Annotated in this window: 12 protein-coding genes and 1 pseudogene; 8 read left to right on the top strand and 5 right to left on the bottom strand. The window is 55.5% G+C overall.

The genetic code is table 11. The features are described from left to right. Nucleotides 1-76 precede the first annotated feature (76 nt). The 3 genes and pseudogenes from HYPDE_RS15880 to ppk2 form a co-directional block, all read left to right on the top strand. Nucleotides 77-1,051: pseudogene (locus tag HYPDE_RS15880) on the top strand (SulP family inorganic anion transporter); the annotation flags it as partial. A gap of 74 nt (nt 1,052-1,125) precedes the next feature. After that, nucleotides 1,126-2,181 (top strand): calcium/proton exchanger, encoded by a 1,056-nt coding sequence (cax, locus tag HYPDE_RS15875; RefSeq protein WP_015599546.1) that lies wholly within the window; start codon nt 1,126-1,128, stop codon nt 2,179-2,181. A gap of 155 nt (nt 2,182-2,336) precedes the next feature. Further along, complete coding sequence (gene ppk2, locus HYPDE_RS15870; RefSeq protein ID WP_015599545.1) at nt 2,337-3,164, top strand: polyphosphate kinase 2; 828 nt, start codon at nt 2,337-2,339, stop codon at nt 3,162-3,164. Nucleotides 3,165-3,191: 27 nt separating this feature from the next. Here ppk2 and HYPDE_RS15865 read toward each other — a convergent pair whose 3' ends face one another. The 3 genes from HYPDE_RS15865 to HYPDE_RS15855 form a co-directional block, all read right to left on the bottom strand. Next, entirely contained in the window at nt 3,192-3,977 is a 786-nt protein-coding gene (locus HYPDE_RS15865; protein ID WP_144061293.1) for a DUF2092 domain-containing protein, read from the bottom strand. Nucleotides 3,978-4,116: 139 nt separating this feature from the next. Then, nucleotides 4,117-5,076, bottom strand: a complete 960-nt coding sequence (locus HYPDE_RS15860; protein WP_015599543.1) for a DUF2950 domain-containing protein — start codon at nt 5,074-5,076, stop codon at nt 4,117-4,119. 18 nt (nt 5,077-5,094) lie between these two features. Next, a complete protein-coding gene (locus HYPDE_RS15855; RefSeq protein WP_051112015.1) occupies nt 5,095-6,531 on the bottom strand; it encodes a DUF3300 domain-containing protein in 1,437 nt (478 codons plus the stop codon). Nucleotides 6,532-7,270: 739 nt separating this feature from the next. Between HYPDE_RS15855 and HYPDE_RS15850 the strand changes: the two genes are divergently transcribed. Both HYPDE_RS15850 and HYPDE_RS15845 read left to right on the top strand, forming a co-directional pair. After that, complete coding sequence (locus tag HYPDE_RS15850) at nt 7,271-8,377, top strand: efflux RND transporter periplasmic adaptor subunit (RefSeq protein ID WP_041320573.1); 1,107 nt, start codon at nt 7,271-7,273, stop codon at nt 8,375-8,377. Nucleotides 8,378-8,380: 3 nt separating this feature from the next. After that, nucleotides 8,381-11,530 (top strand): efflux RND transporter permease subunit, encoded by a 3,150-nt coding sequence (locus HYPDE_RS15845; RefSeq protein ID WP_015599539.1) that lies wholly within the window; start codon nt 8,381-8,383, stop codon nt 11,528-11,530. A 146-nt stretch (nt 11,531-11,676) separates the two neighbouring features. On the opposite strand, the gene HYPDE_RS19655 is transcribed toward HYPDE_RS15845, so the two are convergent. After that, a complete protein-coding gene (locus tag HYPDE_RS19655; protein ID WP_244437711.1) occupies nt 11,677-11,874 on the bottom strand; it encodes a universal stress protein in 198 nt (65 codons plus the stop codon). A 42-nt stretch (nt 11,875-11,916) separates the two neighbouring features. Here HYPDE_RS19655 and HYPDE_RS15840 point away from each other — a divergent pair, with 42 nt between their 5' ends. Together HYPDE_RS15840 and HYPDE_RS15830 are read left to right on the top strand one after the other, a co-directional pair. Further along, a complete protein-coding gene (locus HYPDE_RS15840; RefSeq protein WP_015599538.1) occupies nt 11,917-12,993 on the top strand; it encodes an AI-2E family transporter in 1,077 nt (358 codons plus the stop codon). 680 nt (nt 12,994-13,673) lie between these two features. Beyond that, nucleotides 13,674-14,108, top strand: coding sequence for a hypothetical protein (locus tag HYPDE_RS15830; protein WP_144061292.1), 435 nt, complete (start codon nt 13,674-13,676; stop codon nt 14,106-14,108). Nucleotides 14,109-15,647: 1,539 nt separating this feature from the next. Here the strand turns inward: HYPDE_RS15830 and HYPDE_RS15825 are convergent. After that, a complete protein-coding gene (locus tag HYPDE_RS15825; protein ID WP_015599533.1) occupies nt 15,648-16,625 on the bottom strand; it encodes an AraC family transcriptional regulator in 978 nt (325 codons plus the stop codon). Between the two features lie 217 nt (nt 16,626-16,842). Between HYPDE_RS15825 and HYPDE_RS15820 the strand changes: the two genes are divergently transcribed. Next, on the top strand, nt 16,843-17,682 hold the full coding sequence (locus HYPDE_RS15820; RefSeq protein WP_041321434.1) for a class I SAM-dependent methyltransferase: 840 nt from the start codon (nt 16,843-16,845) through the stop codon (nt 17,680-17,682). The last annotated feature ends 548 nt before the right edge of the window (nt 17,683-18,230 follow it).

Here is an 18,230-nt window from a genome sequence, read left to right as displayed (position 1 = left end):
GCGTCGGGTCATTGTGGAAGACAACCCTCGGATCGATAGATGCTCGGAGATCAGGGTCTGCCGATGGTATAGCTGCATGGCCACTGACCCCGCTGCCTCGTCTGCATCAAAGCAAAGCCAACTCTTACGCCCGCAATCAGCAGATGATCGCTCCGGCTTCGCCCGCTGGCTGCCGGGTCTGCAGATGTTGCGTTGGTATCGGCCGGATTGGCTCAAGCACGACATCGTTGCTGGGCTTGTTCTTGCGACGATGCTCGTCCCCGTCGGAATTGCCGCGGTCATCCTTGCTGTCGTTCTTCCCTTATCGGGGGGTGATCCGCTTCGCGCGATCGCACTTGCCAGCGCCATGGCAATCGTCTCTGGCGCCGTCTGTGTCGGAGCAGGATTGATCAAATTAGGCTTTATAACGGAGCTCCTCTCCAAGCCCATACGCTACGGCTATATGAACGGGATCGCCTTAACGGTCCTGCTGAGCCAAGTACCAAAATTGCTCGGCTTTTCCGTCGAAAGTCATGGACCGCTCCATGATCTGTGGTCGATCGCCAATGGTGTAATTGGCGGGCGCGTGAATTGGACTGCATTCTTGATAGGTGCAGGTGCGCTAGCCACAATCTTCGCTCTCAAGCAAAGCAAGGTTGTGCCGGGGCTGTTAGTTGCTGTCGCGGGGGCGGCAGCAATCGTTGGAATTTTTGAGCTTAGCAAGAGTGCGGGCGTGCCGGTTTTAGGACCGCTGCCGCAAGGCTTACCTTCCTTCGCAATTCCCTGGATCAATGTCGCGGATTTCACGGCGGTTCTGTCAGGCGGCCTGGCTGTCGCCCTCATCTCCTTTGCCGATACGAGCGTGCTTTCTCGTGCCTACGCGGCGCGCACGCGAACGTACGTCGACCCCAATCAGGAGCTGGTTGGCCTTGGTGCAGCCAATCTTGCAGCCGGCTTTTTTCAGGGCTTCCCAATTAGCAGCAGTTCGTCGCGCACCCCCGTCGCCGAAGCGGCCGGCGCTAAAACTCAATTGACCGGCGTCCAACAATTGGTTCGGCTGTCAGAGCTTATCTCACGTCGCATCCAGTTGATTGGGTCGATTGGCAAGACAGACGCCCTTCCTCATCCTGAGTCACGGAACATGCGATGTTAAACTGGCTCGTCATATTTGCCCCTATCGCGATTGTTCTTCACCATTTTGCGCCGGAACGTTACGAGCTGATTTTCCTAACGGCGGCCATCGGCATTTTGCCGTTCGCCGCATGGCTCGGCCGGGCGACAGAACAGTTGGCGGACCGTTCAGGAGAAGGCGTCGGAGGCCTGCTCAATGCAACTTTCGGCAACGCCGCGGAACTTATCATCGCGCTCGCAGCTCTTCGCGCCGGACTATATGACGTTGTGAAAGCCACGATTGCGGGGTCGATCGTTGGCAATATTCTTCTAGTCCTTGGCGCTTCCATGCTGGCCGGAGGCACACGATATCCCGAACAGCATTTCAATCTGACCGGCGCTCGCGCTCAGGCAACAATGCTGACTTTGGCGGCAATCGCACTCATCATTCCCGCCGCCTACCACGGGCTTGTAGGAGAGTTTTACGTCGGCGGTCAAAAACCCCTCAGCATTTCGATTTCACTCACGCTGCTAGTTGTCTACTGCATGTTTCTTCTATTTTCGCTCTGGACACACCCGTCCTTTTTTAGTGGCTCCAACGTGCCGGACAACGAAACGAGCAGCCAACCTTGGCCACTTTCATGGTCTGTCACCGTACTTGCAGTATGCACGGCAGCTATCGCTTGGTTGAGCGAGATTCTCGTCGGTACGATCGAACCGACAGCCCGCGCGCTCGGTCTCAGCGATATTTTTATCGGCGTATTTGTGATCGCTATTCTTGGTAACGCTGCCGAACATGCCTCTGCGGTTACGGCCGCGATGAAGAACCGGATGGATCTCAGTTTATCGATCGCCATCGGATCAAGCATTCAGGTTGCGTTGTTCGTTGCGCCTCTGCTTGTCTTGGCGAGCTTGATCGTGGGACCCGAGCCCATGAACCTCCTTTTCGGCAAAGGGTTGGTTCTCGCGGTGTTTGTCGCGGTCGTCATCACGGGCCAGATTGCTAGCGATGGTCGATCGGATTGGTTGAAGGGCGTTCAACTCCTAGCAGTTTATCTAATCTTAGGTCTCGCTTTCTTCCTTACCCCGTAGGCTTAACGCATCGATTATCGGTACTCGCCGCGATGCAATATCGAAATTTATAGACGTTAAACGTTAGGCACCTTTTTAACGCGGCTCAGATAGGCGAAATTGGTTCGGCATTTTAAATTTGCGATTTTAAAGAACTCAGCTCGACTGGGGTCGACATGGAAAAAAGTAGAAGCGCGGAAGCGCACGTTGATGAAGAAGCTCCTGCCGAAAAAAAACTCAAACGCAAGGACTATGAGCGTGAGCTGAAGCGTCTTCACGTAGAGCTCGTTAAGCTGCAGGAGTGGGTCCGGCGCGAAGGAAAGAAAATTTGCGTCTTGTTTGAAGGGCGCGATGGAGCCGGCAAGGGCGGAACCATCAAAGCCATAACAGCAAGAGTGAGTCCTCGAATTTTCCGTGTGATTGCGCTTCCCGCTCCAACCGAGCGGGAAAAATCTCAAATGTACATTCAGCGCTATCTTCCACACCTGCCGGCGGGTGGGGAAATCGTAATTTTCGATCGCAGTTGGTACAACCGCGCAGGTGTCGAGCGCGTAATGGAATTCTGCTCGGAAAAACAGGCCGAGCGATTTTTGAAAATCGTGCCCGACGTCGAGAAGGCCATCATCGACTCTGGAGTTATCCTGATTAAGTACTGGCTGGAAGTAAGCGCCGATGAACAGACGCGCCGTCTTGAAGCACGGATCGATGACGGGCGAAAAATCTGGAAACTATCCAAGATGGATTTGAAGTCTTACACCCGTTGGGATGACTATTCGCGGGCCCGGGATGAAATGTTTGCGGCGACAGACACCCCTTGGGCGCCTTGGTACGTCGCGCGATCTGACGATAAAAGAAAGGCGCGGCTGAATATAATAGAGCATCTTCTTAGTCGCATTCCTTACACGGACATAAAGCGCGAGAAGGTCAAGCTTCCGAAGCGGCACGTCGCCGCTCCTTCGGAACGCGAAACACACTCATTCAAATTTATTCCCGAACCGCACTAAGAATCGATGGCGCCGGAACAAGACATTTCATTGGAGCGGTCGCAGAGATAGTTCGCTGATGCCGACCTCCGTACTACCGCTCGGTGGGACAAAGACGTATTTTTCGGATTGCGGAGCCTTGTTTTCCCAATTGTACAGATTGGTTTGCTTGCTGCCTTCATCGGAGCTCTCGATGAAAGTCTTGCACGGAAGTGGCACACCATCCGCGCGGAGCCAAACCGTCCATTTGTCGGAATCTGCCTGGGACACGTATTGCATATCGTATCGAACACACGCCAAGCCACCAACGCGGTCTACACCCACTTTTGTGACTTTCAGCTCGATGTTGCCGTTCGCAACGTCGCCAACCAACCCGAAAAATTGCGGTACTCGCGCTTGGAACGCGGCTAATCCAGTAAATAGGTTCACGGCCTCTATCGGTCGTTCGGTTGCGGGCCGCTGCGCGTACTTCTTCTTTTTCTCATCGTAGATGGTGAAGACTTTGCCGTCGGAGATCATCAAGTACGAGAAACCGTCACCAGAAAGTTCGAGGCGCAATAAGTTCGGACGTTCGACATAAAATCGCGCCGCACCTCGCGATGTACCAAGTGAAATGCTTTGTGCATCGTATGATGTGGTGAACTTGATCGCGTTGTTTTTTAGATAATCGTCCAGATGCGTGAACGCTTTGCGTGTATCATCCTCAACCGCTTGGTCGGTGGCTTTGGGTATCCCGTTTTCCGCGAGGCATGGGGCTGTCCAGGGTGCGCTCAAAAGCAAAAGAGAAAGAAATTGGATCAAATGGATTTTCGAAAACAAGCTAATTAATTTCATTTCAACCTCACATTGGATACACAGTACGCTCAGTCCATGGCACTCTTTGCCGCCAGTGAAATCAATGCAATCTGTCTGCCTACGCTCATTGGTATCTTCCACTAGACGGGTGTCGACCTATTGCGACCCGCGTCTCGCACTAATTCGTATCGATCCTTTTCCAGCTTTTATCGGGATCGAATGTGCGAATTTTTTTCACCTCGGCTGCGGTGTTTGTTCCTAGATCTGTTTCGTAGACTGTCTGGTCCTGATTGATCATGAAAGTCTTATACCCAGAGGCACCATATTTTGCCGGCCAAGCGATTACTGCAAATCCTCCGATCATCCGGCCGTTGACGAGATAGGAATATGCGCCACCGGGAGCGTGAGAGCCCTGGGCTGTGAGCATTCGGAAATAGTAGCCGTGGTATGGGTTTTTCGACGACTCGCCACCTTCTGTGGTCGGCTGATATCCTGCTGTTGCGGCTTCGGCAACAAGCGTGCCTAGCGGGCTTTGCGCTTCCGATCGATTTGACGGCCAGTAAAGGCCGTCATGTTTCCCTGGAGAGCTGATGAACCGGCGCGCATATTCGGGCGCGCCCTTGCCGAGTGGATTGAGCTCGGCATAATCGTTTTGCGCATCCACTATTGCCAACAATGTTTCGATCGTGTCGAGTTCGTTCGTGCCGACGCGTCGATCAATGATTTCCTGCTTGCCTTGCTCGGGGTCAAAAGTCCATTGGTCGTTCGTTTTCACGAGCGGTATCGGGAACGGAAATTCATCTTCTCCAATAACCAGGATCGCTTTGCCCGCCTCACTGGTATCTATTTCCTTGTTCTGTTCGTAGTCAGCCACGAACTTTTCTCTGGCTTCGCGATCAGCGATGGGATCGCCGGACTCGATCCACTCCTTCAACGATGGGCCGAGTATGGAAATGAGCTCTTGTTCGTCATTTGCCTTTACGGCATCGACGAGCGATTTGACGGCGTCCTCGGGCGTGGCGAATGCCTTTCGGCTCGCCTCTGCGGCTGCCAGCTGAAACGAGAGTGCAAGCAGGACCACGAAAGAAAGCAACGCTAGCGAGCAGAGAGAATTGTGCGACCACTTGAATTGAGACATCGGCAGAATCCTCGCACGTTAATGCGGATTAAGCTTTGGCAGCCGTGCCCCCGCAGCGATCCAGTGATCGTAAGTCTGGAAAGGCACGCTGAGTTCGCTGTAATCAACGACCAGATACCCGTCCCGATCGTGCGCAACGGCTTGCGGCATGATTTTCAAAGCTTCTTGAGCAATCACGCCGACATAGAGTTTTGAACTGCCATTGTACGCGAACCGATAAAGGCCCAATCCGTTCGAAAGCCGGCCAAGGAAAACGATATCGTGCTTGACCCTGATATCCGAACGTCGACCACCCCGGAACCCGCCGCCACGAAAACCACCACCTCGGAATCCACCGCCGCGGAATCCTCCACCGCCGCCTCGAAAGTTCCTTGCGCCACCGCGATTGAATGACGCCGCACGGCTAGATCGACCCCGGGCACTGGCGCGTCGCGCGCTCGGCCCTCCACCTCCTCGATCGAAGGCTGTCGCCCTCGGCCGAGTGTTTTGACCGGAACGGGCAGGCCGTTGCGACGGGCGATTCTTGAGCGCTTGTCCGGCAAATGCACCACCTGCAGCACCTGCTAACGCCGCCCGACCCGCCTCAGCTCGACCTCGGAACTGTTCCCGGGCCGCCGAGAAGTTTCCTTGGTACGGTCGGCGAAACTGATCGTTGAGACGTCTGTTGGCGTACGGCACGCCTCTTCGATGGGCAACATTATGCTCCCATCTCCCATTGCCAATGTTAGTACGATTCCATTGATTATATCGGTTAGCGTTGATCCAGAGCTCGGCCCTCGGCCAGTTGGCGATTCCCCAGAGAACGGCCCCGGCTAGGATGCCTGAGCCCCACCAAATTCCAGGACCTGCAATGTAGCCTGGAGGATACCAGTAATCGGGTGGATAAGATGGATAAGGCCAAGTTCCATAGATTTCATTGGGATCGTAGGCGGGGACGTACACGACCGATGGATCCTGCGGCTCAATCTCTATGTAGGATTGCGATCCGCTCGATGACTTGGTCACCTTCTGCTGCTTCGTCGTCTTGAGATTGCCTGCTTGATCAGCGCGCTCGCGAAGGGTTTGCACGGCAGTCAGAACATCGGCTTGTTGGGCGAGAAAGGCGTTACCGAGCTGCTGGGTCCAGTCCAGCTTATCGTTCAGCATTGCTAAGACAGGTGGAAATGCCGCGAGAGACTTGACGCTGGCATCCCATGGCTGAGCCTGCATGGTGTCTTCAAGGGCCTTACCTTTTGTTTTGGGATTCGATTTCGTCCATCGATAGGCCTGAATGACTTCAAGCGGGTATGTGGAAGCCATGAGGATTTGCGAAAGCAGCGAGTCTGGATAAAGCGCAATTGGCGCCACGAGCTGCTCAAGCTGCTCCGGCTTCAGTTTCTGCTCTGTCTGTTCTTGTTGTGCTTCCTCTGCCTTCGCAACATTAATTAGTGGAACAACAATTAGCAGGGAAGCCACTGCGATTATCAGACATCGAAAGGCCGCCGATGTTATCCGCATTTTACGAATCCATCACATATGGGATGTTGCTCTTTCGCGTAATGTCGGTGCTTCCATTTCTAATTAAGGGGCGCTTGCCCTAAAATTTAACGAAGCCAATCGATAATAAAGTAGGCTAAAATTTATTTAGCTATCTCGTGCTAATACTAAGCCGCTATCAATTCAGCGTCCAACAGTTTGTGTAGTGATGTTTGCTTGATGCTTTGCTGACGAGTTTGATCTGTCGAGCCACTGGCAAGCACGACACCTATTAGACGCCCCTTGGCGCCAGCGCGGGTTTTTGCTAGCATACCGCCAAAAGGACTATAGCGTGTCCATCTTCAAGCAAGCGTTTGGAGTTGTTTTGGGTGCCATAATCTTGGTGCTCGTTATCCTATTATGGGGCATCGCCACTCGCGAAATGACACTCTACATCGAGCGCGCATGGTGTTGGACGACAGCAGGCAGATCAGAATGCGCAATTAGAGGCGCTTGGACGTTTTTGCTGTGGTGCGTGACCGGTGTAGCCAACATCCTAATCGTTGGATGGGCTCTCGATAGAATTGGTGCGCGATTCAATCATCAACTCTAGTAGGACCTAATTTAATGTCGCGGCAAGCGACATAGACCTTCTGTCTCTACGTAGTTCCTCGTTTACTAACTAGAATTTTCCAGTCGCGGGCCTCCACGACGCTTATCGTGATTATGGAGCAGGAGCATGCGCAGCAAATTAGCTCTAGTCGTTGCGCTTTATTTTATGTCTACCTTGGCCTTTTCTCAGTCTGCTCCTCAACAAGTCTCCGTCGGCGTCGTAGCCGCCGAGCGTAAGCCAATCGCCAAATCACTGGATTTCGTCGGACGTATCGAGGCAATCGACCGGGTTGAGATCAAGGCGCGTGTCACCGGTTACCTGGAAGCGGTCGAATTCAAGGAAGGGGATTTAGTCCAAGCCGGCGCTTCCCTCTACAAAATTGAGAAGGGCCTGTTTCAGGCCGCGGTTGGAGAGGCCGCAGGCGCGCTCGACCGGAGTAAGGCCGCCAAAGTATTGAGCGAAGTCCAGCTGCAACGTGCTGAAGAATTGTATGAGAGAAATGTTGGTTCGGCCGTTGCCCGAGACCAGGCACGCGCCGCCGATGAACAAGCCAAGGGCACAATTCTTATCGATCAGGCAAACCTCGACACGGCCAAGATCAACCTCAGCTACACTGATATTGTTGCTCCGGTGACCGGGAAAATTGGTCGAACGAACGTCACCAAGGGGAATGTCGTAAGCCCCGAAAGCGGGCCTTTGACGATCATCGTCAGTCAGGACCCCATGTACGTTACGTTCCCCGTCAGTCAACGCGAATTTCTGCGTTTGCAGCAAACGGGACAACAGCTCGACGTCACCCAGTTGAAAGCAAGTTTGCGGTTCGCCGACCTCAGCAAGTACGACCAGGAGGGTACAGTCAATTTTGTCGACGTTACGGTCAATCGGACGACCGATACCGTACTCGTTCGTGCCTCCTTTCCGAATCCGAAGGGCGCGCTCGTCGACGGGCAGCTCGTCCATGTATCGATTAAAGCCGGAAAGCCGGTGGAAAAAGTCGTCATCCCGCAGTCGGCGCTCATCGCGGATCAGCAAGGGACATACGTATTCGTCGTGGATGAAGGAAAAGCGGCTATCAGGAGGGTAAGGACCGGCGGCGAAAGCGGAGGCACCAATATTGTCATTGAGGAAGGCTTGAGCGGAGGAGAGCAGGTTATTGTCGACGGATTGCAGAGCGTGCGCCCCGGCACAGCTGTAATCGCGACGCCCACCCCTCAACTCCAAGATCGGAGTTGAAGGATGTTATCCTCTATCTTCGTTGATCGCCCGAGACTTGCCATTGTCATCGCGATCGTCACGACGATAGCCGGCATCCTAGCGCTCTACGCAATCCCGTTTGCTCAATACCCGGATATCGTTCCGCCGCAAGTGCAGGTGACGACGACGTATCCGGGAGCCAATTCATCCGTTGTCGACACTTCGATCGCGCAACCCATCGAAGCGCAGGTCGTCGGCGTCGACAAAATGATCTACATGAAGAGCGTCAGCGGAGACGACGGCAGCTATACGCTGATCTGCTCCTTCGAGCTTGGCACCAACCCAGATATCAATACCGTCAACGTCAACAATCGCGTGCAGGTTGCGCTGTCGAGCTTGCCGCCCGAGGTTCAGCGCCAGGGCGTGTCCGTCAAGAAGAAATCCTCAGCCTTGCTTGGGGTGGTAGCGCTTTACTCGCCCAAGCATAGCTACGATCCGCTTTTTCTATCCAACTACGTCACGATCAATCTGCTCGATCAAATCAAGAGCACTCCGGGCGTTGGTGACGCGGTGCTTTGGGGCCCGCAAGACTACGCGATGCGGGCCTGGGTCAAAACCGATAGACTGACCGGATTGGGACTGACAACGGGTGACATCATCAATGCGATCCAGGCTCAAAACGTCCAGGCCGCCGTCGGTCGTATCGGTGCACGGCCGATATCGAACGATCAACAGCTCCAACTCAACATCCAGACGAAAGGCCGCCTCAATAGCGTTGCCGATTTTGAGAAGATCGTGCTGCGGACAAACCCTGATGGCTCGGTGCTGCGGTTGGGCGACGTTGCCCGACTTGAGCTGGGAGCAGCAAATCTCGATCGCGATACTCTCTTCAATGGGGGGCCCGCCGCCGTTGTTGCGATCTACCAGTCGCCAGGGGCCAATGCGATCACCACCCTGAAAGCGGTGCGCACCAAGCTTGAAACGGCCGAGAAGCGGTTTCCGGACGACATGGCGTGGAAGGTTACCTATGACCCGACGCAGTTCGTGACGGACACCATCCATGAGGTGCGCAAAACGCTGATCGAGGCTTTCATTCTTGTGGTGCTCGTCGTCTACCTCTTTCTAGGAAGTGTCCGCGCTACGCTAATACCGACGCTGGCGGTTCCGGTCAGCTTGATCGGCACATTTATTGTCCTGCTGGCGATAGAATATTCCGCAAACACGGTCTCATTGCTGGCAATTGTGCTGGCGATTGGAATCGTGGTCGACGATGCAATCGTCGTTGTCGAAAACGTCGAGCGCGTAATGGAGGAACATCCGGAGCTGTCGCCGGCCGAGGCCACCAAAAAAGCCATGGCCGAAATCACGGCGCCGATCATCGCCATAACGTTGGTTCTGCTATCCGTCTTTGTGCCCGTCGCCTTTATTCCGGGTATCTCCGGAGAACTCTTTCGCCAGTTCGCGGTGACGATTGCCGTTTCGATGTTTCTCTCGGCGATCAATGCACTTACGCTCTCGCCAGCTTTATGCGGCATTCTCCTCAAGCCACATCATGGACCGAGACGAGGCCCGATCGGCGCGGTCATGCGGGCGATCGACTATGTGCGCGACGCCTATGGGGCGGCCGTTGCGCGCCTGTTGCGAATTTCTCTGATCGGTCTCGCGCTCGCGGGTATCTCATTGGCGGGCACCTATGGTTTGGCCAAGATGACCCCGACCGGTTTCCTCCCGGAAGACGACCAGGGTGCATTGTTTGTGCTCGCACAGCTTCCCGGCGGCGCATCGGTCGGTCGCACGATCGATGTCGTGCGAAAGGCTGAAGCCATCCTCAAGGGCGAAGAAGCCGTCCAGGACGTGACCTCAGTCATCGGACTGAATTTTATCGATAACTTTTCGCAGTCGAATGCTGCGTTCATGGTCGTGACGTTAAAGCCGTTCGAGGAACGCAAGGATCGCTCGCTGGGCGTGCGTTCGCTGATCGAACGTCTCGGTCCCAAATTCCGCGGGATTCCCGGAGGCACGGTCGTGCCCCTGGCCCCGCCTCCGATCATCGGCCTCGGTTCCGGCGGGGGCTTCGCGTATGTCCTACAGGATCTTCGCGGGGGAGACCCGAAAGCCTTGGCGCAGGTTTTGCGTGGTTTGCTTGTCGCCGCCAATCAGGATCTGAAACTCGACCGCGTGTTCAGCACTTTTTCGGCAACGAATCCCTCACTCTACCTCGATATCGACCGCAACAAGGCGCAGATCCTGGGCGTTAAGCTCAACGACGTGTTTCAAGCATTGCAGGCGTCGCTCGGCGGATATTTCGTCAACAACATGAACCTGTATGGCCGCACCTGGCAGGTCCAGGTTCAAGCGGATGCTGCAGATCGTTCAAGCATCGACGATCTCTACCGGATCAACGTACGCAACGGCAAAGGCCAGATGATCCCGATGCGCAGTCTTGTCGAGGTTCGAACCGTCGTCGGTCCGCCATCGATCATTCGCTATAACAACCTTCGCGCCGTGACGGTCCAGGGTTCGCCTGCAGCGGGAGTATCCTCAGGCCAAGCGCTGAATGCGATGGAGGCTGTCGCCGCACGCACGCTGCCGGATGGATATGCCGGGGAATGGACGGATACGGCATTCCAGGAGAAACGAGCCGAAGGAAAAACCGCACTCATACTCGGGTTTGCGTTACTTTTTGCTTACCTGTTCCTGGTGGCTCTCTATGAAAGTTGGACCATTCCGGTGCCGGTGCTTCTCTCCGTTAGCGTCGGCGTGTGCGGGGCTTTTGCAGCCATCGTGATCGGGGGATTGACACTCGATCTCTATGGACAGATCGGCATGGTCGTCCTTATCGGGCTCGCCGCCAAGAACGGCATATTGATTGTCGAGTTCGCAAAAGAACAACGCGAGCGAGGGGTCGCGCTCGATGAAGCCGCCACGGAGGGAAGTCGCCTGCGCTTCCGTCCGGTGATGATGACCTCCTTTGCCTTTATTCTGGGATTGCTTCCTCTTGTCGTCGCAGTCGGAGCATCCGAGCTCGCGCGCCGAAATGTCGGAACACCAGTCTTCGGCGGAATGATAGCTGCATCTTTCATCGGAATATTCGCGATTCCGTCTCTTTACGTCACCTTCCAAGCCATACGCGAGAAATTCAGACCTTCGACTCGTCCAGCGGCAAAGCCGAATATTAAACCGGTTGCGTAATACACGGCGCGATACCGGAATATCAACGATTAAGCGCAATATATGAAGTGATCTCGGCGCTTATATTCTAATTCCCATCGCGCAACATTTTCCACGCCGTGTAATAAGAGCAGGCATGCCGAGCGCTTTCCGTTATCTTGTGGCCGTTACAGGCAGTGCGCGTGAGCAACTACGCTGCTCGAAACAGAGCCAAGCACAAGCCGCGCTATGTTGCCTTTGCCGCCTGTTCCAACGCGGACGACCGTGGGCTTTGAGGATGGCCTGATACTGATGAGTAGGCTATCATTGCGCTTTAACCCGATGCTTAGTTGAAGTGATCCTAAGCCAAAGCATCGTTTCGACAAGCAAGCTGTCTAATTGCAGAATCGCCAATTGGAATTCGACCGATGCCCATCGAGAGTGATAGGCAGGAGGAACGAACAGCCTTACGTGCCGAGGGTGTTGATATTGCCATCCGTGTCGGCTTGCTTGGGTTGCTTGCTTATTGGTCTTTCGCAATCGTTGCCCCGTTCCTCACCATTTTGGTATGGAGCGCCATTTTGACTGTGGCTCTTTACCCTGTATTTCGCTGGCTCGAGCATTGGCTTGATAATGAGAAGCTCGCCGCAGCACTCGTGACGTTGCTTTGTATGTTTGTCATACTTGCGCCAGTGGTGTGGCTTGGCTTCGGTCTACTCAATGGAGTCGATTTCGTCGCCGAAAAATTCGAGAGCGGCTTATCGATCCCATTACCTCCGGAATCGGTCAAGCAATGGCCAATAGCCGGCAAACAAATCTATCAATTCTGGCTACGCTCCGTGACAGATATTGGCGCGCAGCTTGCCGCGTTAGCGCCAGTGTTGAAGCCCATGGTTGGTTGGCTACTCAAAGCGGCGTCGAACGTCTTAGTCGGATTGCTTGAATTCTTGCTCTCGATTGTTATTTCGGGCTTCCTCTTTTGCCCGGGCCCAAAGCTTGTCGATTTCATTGCTCAGATATTGGAACGCGTGCTGAAGCCACGTGGCACGGAGATGGTGCAGTTGGCTGGCGCAACGATCCGCAACGTGTCTCGCGGAATCATCGGCGTGGCTCTGCTGCAATCCTTTCTAGCGGGAATAGGTTTTCTCGTGGCAGGCGTGCCCGGTGCGGGCATTTTCGCTTTCGCGTCGCTTGTTCTCGGGATCATTCAGATCGGCCCGGCAGTTCTTTTTCTGCCCATTATTATCTGGAGTTGGCTGACCCAAGAAACAGCACATGCACTTCTCTTCACTATCTACATGGTTCCTGTCGGACTGATCGACAATTTTTTGAGGCCAATCGTTATGGCACGTGGTCTCTCCGCGCCGATGCTACTGATCATCATCGGTGCTATCGGCGGAATGATCGCCCATGGAGTTATTGGTCTCTTTGTCGGATCGATCATTCTTTCCGTGGCGTGGGAGCTTGGCTTAGCCTGGATGCACGGAGAAGGCTCCGCAGCTTAACTGCAATGCCGCAGGAAGCGGTGCGTCTTTGTAAAGCTGAGTTCGTCGAAGCGCGAAAACAGAAAGCTGAAGCAGAGCGCAAAGAACGCGAGCGTATTGCCGCTCTCGAAAGGCGCGCGTAGAACGGCTACTGGACGAGGCCCAAGCTCTGCAAAGAGCGCGCGACAAAGGCGTATGTCTCGGTGGAGCGATCTAACAATCTGAAATTGCGTAGTTAACGCGAACGAGCTTTTTTCATTGCTGCAGATTGTTTCAAGGGAATTCTTGCAAGCGATGGTGGCCCGCCGCATGACCACGTTGCGCAGGGGCCGGCTTCCCCGCGCGTGCCGCTGCGGCAATCAACGGAGCCGCAACCACCTTTCGGCATGGCTCAAACGCCAGGGATTTTTCCGCCTGTCGTGCGGCTGCGAATTCAACAACTCCGCAACGGGTCCGGTATCGGCCTGGATGGAGTAGGACGCGACCGCACGCAAATGCCTCTCCAACGCCGTGTGCCCTTCCAAAAATGATTCCACGACACCGACGATGCGCCAGTACTTTAAGCGGAGAAGTCCAACCAAACTGCTACAGCTCTGAACACCTTGCCTGCAAACTACAACATCGCCGAATATCACGTGGGGAACAGACAATGGTTGCGGGGTGGACCTACATGGGCACGACACCTCAATAGGAGTTGCCCCATGTCACAAAAATCTAGCATGCTTATTGCTTGCCTTGGCAGCTGGATGTACGCGGCCGTGTCGTGCGCGGCGTTGCCTTTCCTGCATGCCGTACCACAGCTGAAGAGCATTGGATCGATGACGCCGTTGATCGCGGCACTTGCCATTGGAGCTCTGGTTGGTGTTCCATTGAGCATCGTGGTGCGCCGCCTGTCCGATTTCAGCGCTCCCCAAAATAATGCGTGGGGAATGTTGACTACTCGCGAGGCGGTGTTTTTTGGTATCGTTTCCTGGGGCATGCCGCTGGGACTGATGTTCGTTGTCAACGACTTCCTCGAGTACTCGAGCCCGTTCGTGGTCGTGTCCGGAGCCATCGTGTGGCCAGTGAGCGGCGTTGCCTTTGGACTTTTGGCGCGCTGGCAGGCACAGCGGCGTAGTCACAGTGAGATGACCTAAAAGGCAGCGCGAATGAGTTGTAATGAGTTGTTAAGTGCGCAAATTTAGCGCTCGCCCCGCCATGCCGTCGACAACGGCGCGGCAAAGGACCCATCCGCATGCGCATTTATCGCTCAACTTTGTGATTGTCGAGTTCGAGACTCGATTGCGGCGAAATCTCGTCACGCTGGCGGAAGTGTTGCTCGGACGTCCGGCCGAACTCCCTCGAAAATCAGGGGCTGCGCGGGGGATTCGACTGGCGCCGGATGATGGGCATGCACAACTGCTCCCGGGGCAACCGTCGCCCGGACGTCAGGAGTGACCCTCGGCTCACAGCTGTTGCACTCAGCGGGCGGCCGAGGTGAAGCCAGTGATCGAAGTTCGGCAAATAGCTTTTCACCCCTTAGCGTCGCGGCGACGTCCGGCGCTTGATACGATTTGGCGTTAGCAGGTACTGAAAGGTCCGGCTTGAACGTGGGGACAGGAGACACTACACGCGGCGGCGCCGATGGGTCGCGCGTCTTCGAAACATTTGGCTCTCCGGCTATGGCGCGGTCAGGCAATGACTGTGCGGTGTCCTCACCTGCATTGCGAAGATTGGTCGAGAGACGGGTGGCTGAATCTTCCGAAAGCTGTGCCGGCTTTACTCCGCTGAGAGGAGCGGGCGGCGGATTGTTTTCCAACGCTCGCGGTGAAATTGTTGCAGCAGCGTCTGGCTTTGGGTACGCGGAAAGAGGCGCCGCCGGCGGCGGATCAGTTACAGATGTCGCAATTCGGATAGAGGCCGCAGTCGCTCCGGACGACGGCCATGCAACCAAGCTCTCTTGAAAGGCCGATGTTTCGTCAGGGTGAAAAATCGGATCCTGCTTGGGTTTCTTGTTGACGGCGGATCCCAGTTTGTACGCGAGCGCACAAACGACGATGAACAATATGGCCGAGATGAGGATTTCTAGCTTCAGAACACGCGCTCCCCAAGTTTTTCAGGCCATATAAACTTTTATGAATCATGGCTCCCGTCAACTGGACCAAGGCAGGAGTTCTGTGATCGACCGAAACCATCGCCAAAAAAGCGAACCCGCTAAACGAACTCCTTTTTCGATTGAGAGACGAGAACTTGCCTCGAAGTAGCGTGCCATTGGCACGTCAGCGAGTATGGGGGCCGGCCGAGATCGATCCCAAGCGGTGCATTTCGTCTTCGACTAAAGTTGGGTGAACGCGACGCTGCCAAGCGTATTAGCCATTCCGAGCGCGAAGTCGTCTCGATGCGCTGGAGTTTCCACCGCAAATGGGATCCACACCTAACGTGCGGACCCCTGCCCTGCCGTGCAGCGCGCCGTAAAGATGGGCGCTCCATCAGGACAGTGTGAAGTCAACATCAGTTTGCTCGAACACTACGCCTTAGATATCGGCTCAGTCACCGATTTCTTCACATTCTTCGAAAGTCATTTGGAATCCTCACGCCTTCAAGCATCGCGATGTCGGGCAGGCCAGCCATGCCCCGACGCGACTGACGACGCCACAAAGGTCTCTACCGATTCATCAGCTAGGTGCCCCGAAGTTTCATTGCGATCGCCATTCACTCGGTGATTTTCCGGAAAACTTCTTGAATGCCCGGCTGAATGCAGCCTCGGAGTCGTAGCCGACTTCTTGCGCCACGGCTGCAATCTTCGCGCCTCTTTCGTTCAGGCGCTTCGCCGCTAGCTGCATGCGCCATCGGGTAAGATACTGGATCGGCGGGTATCCCATCAGCTGCGTAAATCGGCTCGCGAGTGCAGAGCGGGAAGCTCCCGACTCCGCAGCAAGTTCATCAAGCGTCCAGGACCGCACCGGCTGGGCGTGCAACAACGCAATCGCGCGGCCCACCAAAGGATCACGCAACGCGGAGAGCCAACCAATATTCTCAGTGCGGAGCTCATCCATATGGCTTCGGATCGCCTCGATAAACAGGAGCTCAGACAGTTTGTTCAGAACGCTTTGAGCGCCCGCTCGCTTGTCGCGGATATCGGCTGAGGCCACCCGGATAAACTGTTCCAGCAGACCATCCGTCGCTGGTGACGCTCCACGGCCGATGCGCATGAAGCGCGGGAGCGCCTCGAGGAGTGGGTTGAATGGCCGGACATCACAGGCGAAAAAACCGCAGATCAGATGCGCATCGCTCGCTCGGTCGTTCCCGGTTTTGAGCTTGAACGGTAAGTCGCTATCGCCGTTCGAACGGCGGTGTAGATCCAAATTCGGCTCGGCACGCATTCCCGGCGCGCTCGACACCGCGTGCGGCTCTCCATGCGGGATGACGGCAATATCCCCTTCTCGCAATTGGACAGGCTCGAACGGTGCGCCGCCGACGAGGGAGATCCAGCACGATCCTTGGGTGACCACGTGATATTCGATCGCATGTTGGGCGCCCGGCATAACGGCATCGGCGATCTCCGCCGAAGGCGGCGCCTCTGCTACCCATGGCGCCGCCGCCGTAACGTCGAAAAACACTGAGCCCGTCAACCGGACGGCCGACAAGACTTCCGATAGCACGTCAGCGGTCATGCTCACAGAAGCCTCAAAAAAACTCATGAGGTTAGGGGGCGGCCGCTCGACGGTGGCGCTCCGCGATTGGACGATAGCGGATTTTTGGACGCGCGAGCAAGAATTGCGGCAGCCCAGTTATTCGCTCGAGCCCGCTTCATCGCTAGTGAATGATCACGCAAAGCCGAATGCGCCAGCGGACGGCAGCATGCGATCACTCACAAAGATTGGAGATAACATGACCACAATTATCGATTGCCGACCGCCTATTGGCACTCCAGACCTGAAGGCGATCAAAGCGAAACAGCAAGTGGCCTGGTCGTCGGGTGATTACGCAATCGTAGGCGTAACGATTCAAATCGTCGGTGAGCGACTGGCGGAGGCGATGGATTTGCGTTCGGGCCAGAAGGTACTCGATGTCGCCGCCGGTAATGGCAATTTCACGCTCGCCGCCGCCCGCCGCTGGTGTGACGTAACCTCTACGGACTACGTCGATAACCTCTTACAGCGCGGATGTCAGCGGGCCGAGGCCGAAGGCTTTCCGGTGACGTTTCAGAAGGCAGATGCCGAGGATCTTCCCTTTACGGATGCGTCCTTCGATGCGGTCGCATCGACCTTCGGCGGTATGTTCAGCCCCGATCAGGGCCGCACCGCGAGCGAAATGCTGCGGGTGTGCCGCTCCGGCGGTCGTATCGGCCTCGCCAACTGGACGCCCGACGGCTTCATCGGGCAGATGTTCAAGACCATCGGTAAGCATCTTCCGCCGCCGGCAGGCGTTAAATCGCCTGCGCTCTGGGGCACCTTGGAGTGGATCGAAAAGACCTTTCGCGCGGAGGCATCATCTCTGGTCGCCGAGCCCCGCTACTTCGTGTTCCGCTATCGTTCGGCGCAACACTTTGTGGATGTCTTCCGACAGTATTACGGTCCGATGCTGAAGGCCTTCGAGGCGCTCGACGCGACGGGCAGGGAGGTACTGACGCAGGATATTATCGAGCTGATCGGACGTTTGAATAGGTCCGGTGATGGAACGATGGTGGTTCCCAGCGAATATTTGGAAGTCGTCGTGACGCGACGCTGATCGCTGAACAAGGGCAGTGGACGGCCCGGCGTGTCCCTTCGAAAGCCCCGAAACCGTCTCCCCGCACCGCTGCCATCATCTAGGAGCGGCGAGGAAATATCGGCAATGACTTTGCCTCGTCCTCGGGGAGCGCTAAAAAGAATAACCTGTGAATCGATGAAAGACCCGACGACGGCGTTGCCTGAAGAGCAGCACAAAAACTGTTATCGACGCGCACGAGCGAAGGGCAGTGAACCTACATGCGGCAAGACCAGCAATCCGATATCAAGAGGCACAGCGGATTCGCAAACACGCCCGAGCCGCCGTACTAAGCGGTGATATTCATGTCGCAAAGAAGCGGTGACGATTGCGGCTACCAAAGCCATAGCGCCAGCCGCTGAAAGCGTCCGCGACAGCGGCTCGGAATTACAGTCGCCTACTTCGACGATGGAGTCGGCCATTCAATGCTCCAGTTGGCTCTCAAGCAGCCCGGCTGTCTGGGTACACGCGTGGGAGCACAATTTCGAGGCATCTCATGGCGCAGCGCCTCAGCAAAGAGGTAGCAAAAG

Source organism: Hyphomicrobium denitrificans 1NES1 (assembly GCF_000230975.2).
In the GTDB taxonomy this organism is placed as follows: Bacteria; Pseudomonadota; Alphaproteobacteria; order Rhizobiales; family Hyphomicrobiaceae; genus Hyphomicrobium_B; species Hyphomicrobium_B denitrificans_A.
This window is presented reverse-complemented; position numbering and strand designations above follow the sequence as displayed.